Genomic DNA, 11,861 nt, shown 5'->3' with positions numbered 1-11,861 from the left:
GATTTTTTGTTTTCTATCAGCAAGATATCAGTATGTCAGCTTATACACTTTGCTGTTCCCCAGCGAAACCACGTAATAAGTGTTGGTATAAACCTTTTCAATGTCGGTGGGCATATTCAGGCCTGCCAGAACGACGCCCCCGTCTTCACTATTGACGGTTCCTTTATTTTGTTCGAAAATGAACGAGGGGGAAAAATCCGAGAAATGCAATACCAAAGGTTTATTGCTGTCTGTAAGTACAACATCAACAAGTGTAGTAAATCCTTTCTTATAGTCGGAGACGCTGCCCATCTGATCCACCGTCTTGATTTCAGCCAGTCCTGCGTTAAAGGGAAAGCCGGTCAGGGAAGTAACAAAGAATTTGCTGCCATCCCACGCAATTCCCGTTGGAACGAAATCAACAGTCGGGCCGCCCACCGGTTTTTTAGGATTGTCGAAATCAGGGAAAGTGGCAAAAACACTTTTTGAACCATCGCTTTTTCTGCGGATGATCATGTTACCAGCCGCATCCGTGATGAAAAGGTCACCGCCTGGCCCCCAGGCCAGATTGTAAAGGTTAGATTCCGCCGTGGCCGGATCAGGGAATTGTGCTTTTACAAATGAACCTAAATCTTCGTAACTCAGATCCATGGCTTTCAACGGAGCGTCGCCAGGTTTCCACGCCGAAACATTGGCCTTATAAAGCCTGCCTTCTACGCCATGAAGAATGTAGAGCATCCCGTCTTTATACAAAAGGTGCGTTAGTCCGCTAGGCATTTTTTCTACACTGCTTTTAGATAAAAATCCTGTGATGGCGCGATGCACCGTGCCGTCCGCGCCGATCATTGAAACGGCGCCGTCGTGGGTGTCGCCCTGGTCTGTTGCGCTGCCTTGCTCCGTCACCCAAAGCGTGTTGTTGTCGCCTTTAGTAATGGCAATCGGAGCTAGCAGGGTGCCTTTTGAAAATTCGGCAGACTGGAATTCGACGGGGTCCGGAGCGTGGTCCGTACAGCTTAGGGCAGAGGCGAAAACAAAAAAGGCGAGGCCAAGTAAACGAGCAGATTTCATAAGCATCAGGTTTGAGAATTGTGAGTAAAATAACACGTAGCAATATTAATAAATCAAGCCGTAAAGGGACAATTCTAATTTTATCTTTTTATTAAATGGTATATGCATTCAGATTATTCTGCCTTTCACAGGTTATGGCCAGAGCATTCCGATAGGCTTTTTCCTAACAGGCATTATGCGTGCATTTTTTGAAACGGATTGGCAAAACGTTATCCGTTAAAAGTCCTATCACTTAGCCTTTTGCAGTAATAAAAGGTTGAATTATACTTAATAAAGAAATTGGGTGTTGTTGCCTTACTATTGTTGCTAACCATGGAAAATGATTTGCTTCTCTGGCAAAAATTCAAAAATGGCGACCGGGCTGTGTTTGAATCCATGATCAGGGAACATTATCGCGCATTGTTTGATTACGGGAAAAAGCTGATCGCCAATCACGAGGCGCTCACGGATTGCATACACGATGTCTTCACCACACTTTGGGACCGCCGCGAATTTCTGGGAGCGACGGACCAGATCAAGCCCTACTTGCTGAAAAGCCTGCGTAACCGGATTTTCAAGGAAAAGCAGCGCAGCAATGTATTTATCCCGTTGGAAAACGGCGATGCACTTTTTCTGAATGAAGAAGACATTGAATCCAGGATCATTTCATCCGAGCATACCGACGAAACCAAGAAACAAATTGGTTATGTGCTGCACACATTAACGCCGCGGCAACAGGAGATCATTTACCTCAAATTTTACGAAAACCTCACAAACGATCAGATCGCAACTGTGCTGGGGATCACCCGACCGGCGGTAGCCAATTTACTGCACATTACACTCAAGCTCTTCCGCGAGAAGTGGGAGACTTTGCTGCACACCATCCTTTTGTTCATTTTATCGATCTGATTTTTAGGCTCATAGGAAAGATTGAGATATTATTTTAAAAATATTTCAACTTTTTCCATGATTATTTTACGAAATCCTGATTATGTCATTGTGAGTGCCACAATTATGGTGCTTTGCTATGAAAAATTATGATAAATACAATCTGGAAGATTTTTTACTAGATGAAGATTTCAGACTTTGGGTCACGCAGCATGACCAGAATGCAAGTGATTTCTGGACAAAAATCGAAGGACAATATCCTGAAAAAAAGGTGGTCATGCAACAAGCCCGTGAGCTGTTACTGACCTGGAATCGAAACCAATCCGAACTTTCTGATGACGATCTGGAAATACAGGTCAGCAGGATCCTGGCCAGCACCGGGCCACGGGTTACCCAGCCGTTTCAATACAGGTTTACAACAACATGGATCTCAGTGGCTGCCTCAGCGCTGCTGATTATGGGCATAGGATGGGGGATTTCGCATAAGATGCAGAAGGAGCAACCCGCTTCTGATTATAAGCAATATGTGTCGCAAGTGCAGGTGCCCATGAAAGAGGTTGTGAATCACACCAATCAAAAAATGTCAGTCAAACTGCCGGACGGCAGCGTAGTGGCCCTTTCGCCAGCAAGTCGGATCAGCTATGCGGAAGCATTCAGACACAACAGAAAAAGAGAGGTGTATTTGTCCGGAGAAGCCTTTTTTGAGGTGGAAAAAGATGCGCTGAATCCATTTTTCGTATACGCGCACGGACTTGTGACCCGCGTGGTAGGAACCAGCTTTCTAGTGAAAACGACGGACACAAATGTTGAAGTACTCGTCCGCAGTGGCAGGGTTTCGGTGTTAGCCATGAAGGATATTGATAATCAGCGCAGCCGTAACACCGAACTGTTGCTGACGCCCAACCAGCAGGCGATTTTTTCGACCAGGGACAACCTGCTTTCCAAATCCATTTCCAGCATGCCGCTAGAACTCATCAAGCCCGAAACCCAGTCCGGATTTGTGTTCATGGACCAGCCCATTCATAAAGTATTTGCCACACTCGAAAAGGTTTACGGCATTCCCATTGTGTACGACAGCGCGGTCATGGAGAAATGTTCGCTGCATGTTGAGCTAAGTAATGAGCCATTTTTCACGAAGTTAGACATCATCAGCCAGACCATCGGGGCGAGCTATCGCGTTAGCGACGGGCAAGTGATCGTTTCGAGCGAAGGCTGTGATTAAGAGCCTGATATTCCTAACCCAAACCAATTTTAGTGTATGAAAAAAAATAGTAAACCATTAAAATTTCTGGTAACTGTGATAAAAGTTACATGCATTCCATTTTTCGTTTCGCTGATCTTCACCGGCCTGTCGTTTGCGAACGATGGATTGGCGCAGGAGCTTCTCAACCGGGAAGTGAGCATTGAAGCGAATCAGCAGGAATTAAAAAGTGTTTTGGCCAGCATTGAGAAGTCTGCAAAAGTAAAGTTCTCCTACGTTCCGTCCCTGATCAAAAATCAGAAAGTAACATTGTCCGCAACCAACCAGACCCTGAAAATGGTTTTGAAGGAACTGCTGATGCCCTTACAGATCAGGTTTTCAGTGTCAGGTGAATACATTATTTTAAATAAAAAACAGGAGGATGCGCCCGATGCGCCGAAAGAGCAGGGAATGCTCATTCCGCTCCCTTACCTCAATCCGGTTGACATTACAATCAAAGGACAAGTGCTGGCGAGCGACAGCAAAGAGCCGCTTCCGGGTGTAAGTGTGGTGGTGAAAGGCACCCAGCAAGGAGCAATTACGGGCGGCGACGGATCTTACACGCTGGTTGTTCCTGACGAAAAGGCCATTTTGGTGTTCAGCTTTGTCGGTTACGTATCTCAGGAAATTCAGGTGGCTAACCGTTCATCTGTAAACGTCACGCTGGAAGCAGATATCAAGGCGTTGAGCGAAGTGGTTGTAACAGGTTATACCACGCAATCCCGCAGAGACATTACCGGTTCCGTAAGTGTCATCGACGCCGAAAAGCTCCTGTCTGTCCCGGCCACTAACCTGGCGCAGCAGTTGCAGGGACGCGCTGCAGGCGTAACCGTGGGAACGGACAACACGCCCGGTGGCGGTGTGGCCGTTCGGGTGCGTGGTTATGGCACATTAGGTAACAATGACCCCTTGTATGTAATCGACGGCGTGCCGACCAAAGGAAGTTTGAACACCATCAACCAGAACGATATTGAAACCATTCAGATATTAAAGGATGCTTCGTCTGCCTCGATTTACGGATCGCGTGCGGCGAATGGCGTCGTAATCATTACAACCAAGAGGGGAAAGAACGGCGTGCCGAAGTTCACGTTTGATGCCTATTACGGCGTGCAAAGGCTTGCCAAAACAATGGACCTGCTAAACACGGCCGAGTATGGTCAATATCTCTGGCAGAGCAAAAAGAATGCGAATGTTGTAAATCCCACCACGGGCAATCCGGAACACGCACAGTTTGGCCGCGGTGCTGAGCCGGTTATTCCGGACTACATTATCCCGGACGGCGCTTCGGCCAACGAACCGCGTGTGAACCCGGCGAATTACAGCTTTGACCGCTACACTGATCCGAATTTCGGCAAAACAAAATTCTCGATTACGAAGGCGAACAAAGAAGGAACCGACTGGATGAATGAGGTCTTTGACCCCGCACCGATTCAAAATTACCAACTGGGCGTTTCGGGCGGTTCGGAAAAGAGCCGTTATGCTTTTTCTGCCAATTATTTCAACCAGCAGGGAATCTTGATCCATAATGGTTACAAGCGTTATTCGATTCGGGCCAATACAGAATTTACGATCAAAAAAAGGGTCCGCATTGGTGAAAATTTGCAGGTCGCTTATGGACAGCGCCAGGGGAATTATGGAAATAACAGCGAGACGAGCCAGGTTTCCAATACATATCGCGCACAGCCCATCATCCCGGTTTATGATATCGGCGGAAACTTCGCCGGGACGTTAGGCAGTAATTTGGGTAATGCCAATAACCCGGTAGGGCAGTTGGTAAGGAACAAAAACAATGGTTATAAAGATTTGCGCATCTTTGGTAACACCTATGCAGAAGTGGACATTCTCAAAAACCTGACTGCAAAAACCAGCTTCGGGATCGATGCGACGGTCTCGGCAGGAACCTATTTTACCCCTGTTGAGATCGAGCTTGCGCACGGGACCAACGTGAACAGTTTGAGTGAAAACAGAAGTTACAGCTATGCCTGGACCTGGACCAACTCGCTGACTTACGATAAAACATTCGGCGATCACCATTTGAATGTTTTTGCCGGTCTGGAATCCATTGATTCTTACGGAAACTTTGTGAATGCTTATCGCCAGGGCTTCTTTTCCAACGCGGAAGATCTGAGATACATTGATGCAGGTAACCCTTCCACGTCTACCAACAGTGGTTATGCATCTTCTTCCTGGTCGTTATTTTCCTACTTTGGCCGGATCGATTATGCTTTTCAGGACAAGTATTTGTTACAGGGAACAGTTCGGCGTGACGCATCTTCGCGGTTCCAGGCAGCGTCACGCTATGCCACTTTCCCGGCGGCAAGCATAGGCTGGCGGCTGTCAAAAGAGGCTTTTTTATCCAATGTAAGCTTCATTACAGACCTGAAACTGAGAGCCGGCTGGGGACAGACCGGTAACCAGGAAATCGGGGATTTTAATGCTTATTCCACTTATCAGAGCAATCCAAACAGCAGCGGTTACGGGATTGGCGGTGCACCAATCGGCTACGTACAGGGTTTCGACCTGGCCAGATTTGGTAACCCTAATGCGAAATGGGAAACAACCACAACCGTCAATGTGGGCTTGGATGCCAATTTGTTCAAAGGCAAATTCGACCTGAGCCTGGACGTTTTTGATCGCCAGACCAGGGATTTGCTTTACACAAAAGCATACGATCCCCGCCTGGGAGACGCATCCATTCCTGCCCAGAACATTGCTTCATTACAAAACAGGGGCATGGACCTTGGTTTGAATTACAATGAAGCCGTTATGGATGGACAGCTCACTTACAGCATCGGCGTTAACTTCTCAACTTACCGCAATAAAATCCTGGCACTCGATCCGCAGAACCCGAACGACTTTTTGCCAGGCTTTTCCCTGCGTACACCCGCCGTCACACGCTCCATTGCCGGCCGTCCGATCTCATCCTTTTATGGCTATATCATCGACGGGATCCTGCAAAATGAGGAGCAGGTGGCGGCGCACGCGAAGTTTCCGGGTTATTATGATTCCAATATTTATATCAATGGAAAAAGGACCCAGGGAGTCGGCAAGTTCGATTACCGTGATGTGAACAATGATGGCATTATCAACGCCAGCGACCAGACATACATCGGCAGCCCGCACCCCGATTTTACCTACGGCATCAATGCCAATGTTGCCTATAAAGGCTTCGACCTGACCATCTTTGCACAGGGCGTACAAGGCAATGATATCTTCAATCACGTCCGCTACTGGACTGATTTTGAGGTGTTCCAGGGAAACCGCACGAAGCGCATGCTGTACGAATCCTGGCGGCCCGATAATCCCAATGCCAAGCTTCCGATCTTGGATGCCAATGACGCGCAAAGCGGCGAGCCTTCCACTTATTTCGTTGAAGACGGTTCTTATCTGCGGTTCAAGAACATTCAGTTGGGATACACATTACCGAAGTCAATCCTTAACAAAATCGGGACAGACCATTTGAAAGTGTACGTGCAGGCGCAAAACCTGTTCACATTTACCAAGTATACAGGACTTGACCCGGAGGTGAATCTGCGGAATTTCAACAGCGGCTCCGACCGGCAGATCGGTGTGGATGAAGGTGTTTATCCAACGCCCAAATCGATTATCGTAGGTCTTAGTCTCGGATTTTAAAACAGAACGAACATGAAAAAGATATTCATACTCATTACATTGTTCCTGGCATCTTCCTGTGGCGATGGTTTCCTCGAAAAAAAGCCATTAGGACAGTATAGCCCGGAAATTATTAAGACAGCATCCGGCATTGAAGGCGCATTGACCGGCACTTATGCATTGCTCGACGGCATAGGAACGAGCGGCGTCACAACCTGGCACGGAGCAGTTTCCAACTGGATTTTCGGCAGCGTTGTTTCGGATGATGCCTACAAAGGATCCGACGCGGGCGACCAGCCTGAGCAGACTTTTATGGAACGTTATGTATGGCTGACCACCAACACGCACATTTACGGCAAATGGCGAACATTATATGACGGCGTAGCCCGCGCCAACGACGTCCTGAAAACATTGCCGGAAGTTGCCGGCCTGGACGATGTGCGCAAATTGCAGATTCAGGCAGAAGCCCGGTTCCTGCGCGGACATTATCATTTCGAGGCCAAAAAAATGTGGGGCAATATTTCTTACATTGATGAGCAGCTGTGGGATACGAGCGACCCGGGCAGTGTGCAAGTCCCCAACACAGAAGATGCCTGGCCAAAAATTGAAGCCGATTTCCAGTTTGCAGCCGACAATCTGCCCGCAACCCAAACACAGCCTGGCCGGCCCACCAAATGGGCTGCCCTCGCTTATCTGGGCAAATGTCACATGTTCCAGGGATTTCCCAAAGGACAGCCAAATGTTGCACATTTGACGGCAGCCAAAGCTGCATTAATTCAGGTGGTTAACAGCGGCAAATATCGGTTAATGGATAATTTTCATGACAATTTCGCAGCTGAAACGCGTAACAATGCCGAGTCAGTTTTTGAAGTACAGTATTCCGTAACAGCTGCGGACGGATCGGGTGGGAACCAGGGCGACGAACTTACCTATATGTATCCGAATGGCCCCGGAGGGTGCTGCGGATTTTATCAGGCTTCGCAAAATCTGGTAAATGCTTATAAGACAGATGCGAAAGGCTTGCCAATGATCCGGACATTCAATGATGAAGATGTGAAGAATGATGAAGGCCTTCTTTCCTCTGCTCCCTTCGAACCTTACACAGGCAGGCTCGACGCACGTCTGGACTGGACCGTTGGTCGTCGCGGCATTCCCTTTATTGACTGGGGCGTTCACCCGGGCCGTTTCTGGATTCGCGACCAATCTTACGCAGGCCCTTATTCTTCGAAAAAACAAATTGTAAGTAAAGCAGAATCCGGCAAAACCGGCAGCCCCAGACTAAGTTCAAACAACTATCGCTTAATGCGTTACGACCATGTTATACTGTGGCTTGCGGAGTGTGAAGTAGAGTTGGGTAATCTTGAAAAAGCAAGAGAATATGTAAATATGATCCGAAAAAGAGCTGCTAATCCGGGCGGATTTGTTAAAACGGAGGCGGGCAAACCAGCTGCCAACTATGTGGTGGGCCTTTATAATGATCCATGGACTAATGTTGCTGCGGCGCGGGAAGCAGTGCGTTTCGAAAACCGTCTCGAATTCGCGATGGAAGGCCACCGGTTTTTTGACCTGGTAAGATGGGGCATTGCAGTGAATGTGCTGAATAAATATCTGGAAAAAGAAAAGACCTTGCGGACCTACCTCAGCGGGGCAAAATTTGAAGAAAAGCACCAATATTATCCCATCCCGCAGCAGGCAATTGTTTACAGTACCAAAAATGGCGAGGCTACTTTACAGCAAAACCCTGGTTACTAACGTTATAAAAAGCAAAGAAGCTGTTTTATAAATGGTTTCCTTGCTGTAAATTAAGGCTTAAATTGACCCATTAATGTTCAGGAAATTCTTCAAATATTGCTTTATATGGCCGCTGGGCGGCGCTTTACTGGCCTCCTGCGCCGGCAAAGCAGACCTGCCCGATGACGTCGCAGCAGAAATGTCAACACTGTCGGAGCCGATCGATTATACTTATGATGTAAAACCGATCCTGTCCGATCGCTGCTTTGCTTGTCACGGGCCGGATGCCAATCATCAGAAAGCTGGTTTGCGGCTGGACCTGGCCAATGCGGCTTACGAGAAGGAAACGGAAAGCGGACTAAAAGCGATCAAGCCGGGCAACTCCGATAAGAGCGAATTGGTGCACCGGATACTTTCTACCGACCCCGAAATATTAATGCCCACGCCGGAATCACATTTGTCGCTGACCGCGCGGGAAAAGGCGATTCTAGTAAAATGGGTGGAAGAAGGGGCGGAGTATAAGCCGCATTGGGCATTCACCAGGGTTGAAAAGCCAAAGGTTCCCAAGGTTAAAAATGAAGGCTGGGTTAAAAATGACATTGACCGGTTTATCCTCGGCAAACTCGAAGAAAAAGGCATCAAACCAGCGCCGGAAGCAGAAAAGACAACACTGCTGCGCCGGGCTTACCTGGACATTACGGGTCTGCCGCCGACGCCGGAGGAAGTGAAGGCGTTCCTCGCTGATAAGTCGCCAAAAGCATATGAAAAGGTGGTGGATAAACTGCTGGCTTCACCGCATTACGGGGAGCATATGGCCGTTTCCTGGCTGGACGCCGCACGTTACGCGGACACGCACGGTTATCAGGACGACGGCATGCGGACCGCATGGCCGTTCCGCGACTGGGTGATCAGATCTTTTAACCAAAATCAACCTTACGATCAGTTTGTAACCTGGCAGCTCGCGGGCGATATGCTGCCAAAACCCACTCGTGATCAAATGGTGGCGACAGGTTTCAACCGCATGCATCAGCAAAGTCAGGAAGGCGGGATTATCCCGGAAGAATATCGGACCGCTTACGTGATGGACCGCGTGGATACATTCGGCAAAACATTCCTCGGCATAAGTGTCGAATGCGCCCGCTGCCACGACCACAAATATGATCCGATCAGCCATAAAGATTATTATTCGCTGTATTCGTTTTTTAATAATAACAACGAAAACGGGCAGATCCCTTACAATGGAGAAGCCAGCCCAAGCATAACATTGCCGTCGCCTGAGGCCGACGCGAAGCTGAAATTCATTCACACCAGTCTCACCAAGGAAAAAACGGAAAGACAGGAACGCATCTCCACAGCAGAGCAAAATTTCCAAAACTGGCTCGTCACCGCAGAAGCCAACCCCGAAAAAGCATTGCTTCCCGCTTCCAAAGATCTGGTGGGTCATTTTACATTTGACGAACCCAAGGGCAAGGATTTCCAAAACCTGGCCGATCCAAAGCATAAGGCTAATTCCGAAGGCGATGACAGCTTGTCTAATGTGGCCTCACGGCCTGGTAAGATTGGAAAAGCACGGTTCATGTATGGTGAAAACTCAGTGGGGTTTGGGGATAAATTTGCGTTTTTCGAGCGTAACCAGCCATTTAGTATCAGTATTTGGCTCAATCTGCATGATCCCGCCGTCAGCGGCTCGCTCATACACAAGTCCAACGGCGTCATGAATGGTTATCGGGGTTGGAATATTTTCAGGGAAAAAGATGGCCGTATCCGCTTGATGATGAGTCATGTATGGCCCGAAAACGCAATTGAAGTGCAGACGGTGGAGAAATTTCCTTTGAACAAATGGACGCAGATCGGCTTTACTTATGACGGTCTGAGCAAAGCCAGTGGTTTGAAATTGTATATCAATGGTCAGCCCGCCAAAGTGGTTGTGCACAATGATAACCTGACGGAAAGCATTCTTTATGGCAAGAATAAAACGAACTGGTATGTGGACCGGCTCAATATCGGCCGCCTGTCCGATCAGCGTACGAAGAACTTCGAAGTGGACGAATTCAGGATTTACACAAGGCCATTGACCAGCCTTGAAATGCTGGGGCTTTATACATTGAAAGATGAATTGGTGACAGCCATTAAAACACCGTCAGCAACACGCAATCCGGCTCAGTTGGCATCATTAAAAGAATATTATTTCAATAATGTTGATGCTGAATTCACAAAACACCTGGCCGAAAGCAGAAGGCTGATCGCGGAAGAGACGGAGATTTTGGACAAGGAAATTGATGTAATGGTGATGAAAGAGCGCAAGTTTCCACGTAAAGCATTCATTCTCAATAGAGGCGCTTACGACGCTCCGGGTAAGCCCGTTAACCCGGATACGCCCGACAGCTTCTTTAAAATACCAAAAAGCTTTCCTAAAAACAGGCTTGGACTGGCTAAATGGCTGCTCCACGAAGACCATCCACTTTTCACACGCGTAACTGTGAACCGTTTCTGGATGATGTATTTCGGAAAAGGGCTTGTGGTTTCGAGCGATGACTTTGGTAATCAGGGTGAACTGCCTACCCATCCGCAACTGCTTGATTACCTGGCGGCCACATTCCGCCAGTCGAACTGGAATGTGAAGGCAATGCAAAAAATGATTGTCATGTCGGCCACTTACAGGCAATCATCCAATGTCAGTCCTGAGCGGCGTGAAAGCGATCCGGATAACAGACTGTATGCCCGTGGGCCCAGTTACCGTATGAGTGCAGAGCAGATCCGGGACAATGCATTGGCTTCCAGTAGTTTGCTGACGCCCAGGATCGGTGGCAAGAGTGCATATCCCTATCAGCCAAACGGCCTTTGGGAAGCACTCGCGACCAGAAATGAGGTCGTTTATAAGCAGCAGCATGGTGATAGTTTGTACAGGCGCAGCTTGTATACAGTGTGGAAACGCAGTTCACCACCACCCATGATGCTCAATTTTGATGCTGCGGAAAGGCATTTTTGTATTACCAAACGCCAGAAAACGAGCACCCCACTGCAAGCATTGGTGGTGATGAACGACCCGCAGTTTGTGGAAGCGTCTCGCGTGCTGGCGCAGCAAATGCTGAAAAAAGGCAAAACGTTGGATGAACAACTTTCCTATGCATTTACGGCACTAACCAGCAGGGCGCCAGTCAAGAAGGAAATGACCATTTTGAGGGAACTATACGAGGAAGAATATTCTGATTTCAGTAAGAACCCGAAGCGTGTGAAAGAGATCCTTTCGACGGGCGAATATCCGGTGGACAAAACGCTGGATCCTGCGCAGGTTGCAGCGGGAACAATCGTGGCCAGCACGGTTATGAACTTTGACGAATTTTTGATCAAGAGATAAAAGGAA

6 protein-coding genes are annotated in these 11,861 nt (G+C 48.1%); 5 read left to right on the top strand and 1 reads right to left on the bottom strand.

What is annotated here, in order from left to right:
* Positions 1-27: 27 nt before the first annotated feature.
* A complete protein-coding gene (locus MUK70_RS08090) occupies positions 28-1,047 on the bottom strand; it encodes a ScyD/ScyE family protein (protein WP_234606916.1) in 1,020 nt (339 codons plus the stop codon).
* A gap of 312 nt (positions 1,048-1,359) precedes the next feature.
* Between MUK70_RS08090 and MUK70_RS08085 the strand changes: the two genes are divergently transcribed.
* The 5 genes from MUK70_RS08085 (at position 1,360) to MUK70_RS08065 (ending at position 11,855) form a co-directional block, all read left to right on the top strand.
* Entirely contained in the window at positions 1,360-1,935 is a 576-nt protein-coding gene (locus MUK70_RS08085; protein WP_234655953.1) for an RNA polymerase sigma factor, read from the top strand.
* A 118-nt stretch (positions 1,936-2,053) separates the two neighbouring features.
* The gene (locus MUK70_RS08080) at positions 2,054-3,136 is read left to right on the top strand and encodes a FecR family protein (protein ID WP_234655954.1); all 1,083 of its coding nucleotides are present in this window, start codon (positions 2,054-2,056) and stop codon (positions 3,134-3,136) included.
* Between the two features lie 36 nt (positions 3,137-3,172).
* On the top strand, positions 3,173-6,787 hold the full coding sequence (locus MUK70_RS08075; protein ID WP_234655955.1) for a SusC/RagA family TonB-linked outer membrane protein: 3,615 nt from the start codon (positions 3,173-3,175) through the stop codon (positions 6,785-6,787).
* Positions 6,788-6,799: 12 nt separating this feature from the next.
* The gene (locus MUK70_RS08070) at positions 6,800-8,518 is read left to right on the top strand and encodes a RagB/SusD family nutrient uptake outer membrane protein (RefSeq protein ID WP_234655956.1); all 1,719 of its coding nucleotides are present in this window, start codon (positions 6,800-6,802) and stop codon (positions 8,516-8,518) included.
* A gap of 73 nt (positions 8,519-8,591) precedes the next feature.
* Positions 8,592-11,855 (top strand): DUF1553 domain-containing protein, encoded by a 3,264-nt coding sequence (locus MUK70_RS08065; RefSeq protein WP_234655957.1) that lies wholly within the window; start codon positions 8,592-8,594, stop codon positions 11,853-11,855.
* Positions 11,856-11,861: the final 6 nt, after the last annotated feature.

Source organism: Dyadobacter chenwenxiniae, assembly GCF_022869785.1.
GTDB classification, from domain to species: domain Bacteria; phylum Bacteroidota; class Bacteroidia; order Cytophagales; family Spirosomataceae; genus Dyadobacter; species Dyadobacter chenwenxiniae.
The sequence above is the reverse complement of the archived record's forward strand: the minus strand, read 5'-3'. Positions and strand labels throughout refer to the sequence as shown.

Coding starts and splice junctions, on each gene's coding strand:
- MUK70_RS08080 (WP_234655954.1), top strand. CDS start 2,054: ATGAAAAATTATGATAAATACAATCTGGAAGATTTTTTACTAGATGAA.
- MUK70_RS08075 (WP_234655955.1), top strand. CDS start 3,173: ATGAAAAAAAATAGTAAACCATTAAAATTTCTGGTAACTGTGATAAAA.
- MUK70_RS08070 (WP_234655956.1), top strand. CDS start 6,800: ATGAAAAAGATATTCATACTCATTACATTGTTCCTGGCATCTTCCTGT.
- MUK70_RS08085 (WP_234655953.1), top strand. CDS start 1,360: ATGGAAAATGATTTGCTTCTCTGGCAAAAATTCAAAAATGGCGACCGG.
- MUK70_RS08065 (WP_234655957.1), top strand. CDS start 8,592: ATGTTCAGGAAATTCTTCAAATATTGCTTTATATGGCCGCTGGGCGGC.
- MUK70_RS08090 (WP_234606916.1), bottom strand. CDS start 1,047: ATGAAATCTGCTCGTTTACTTGGCCTCGCCTTTTTTGTTTTCGCCTCT.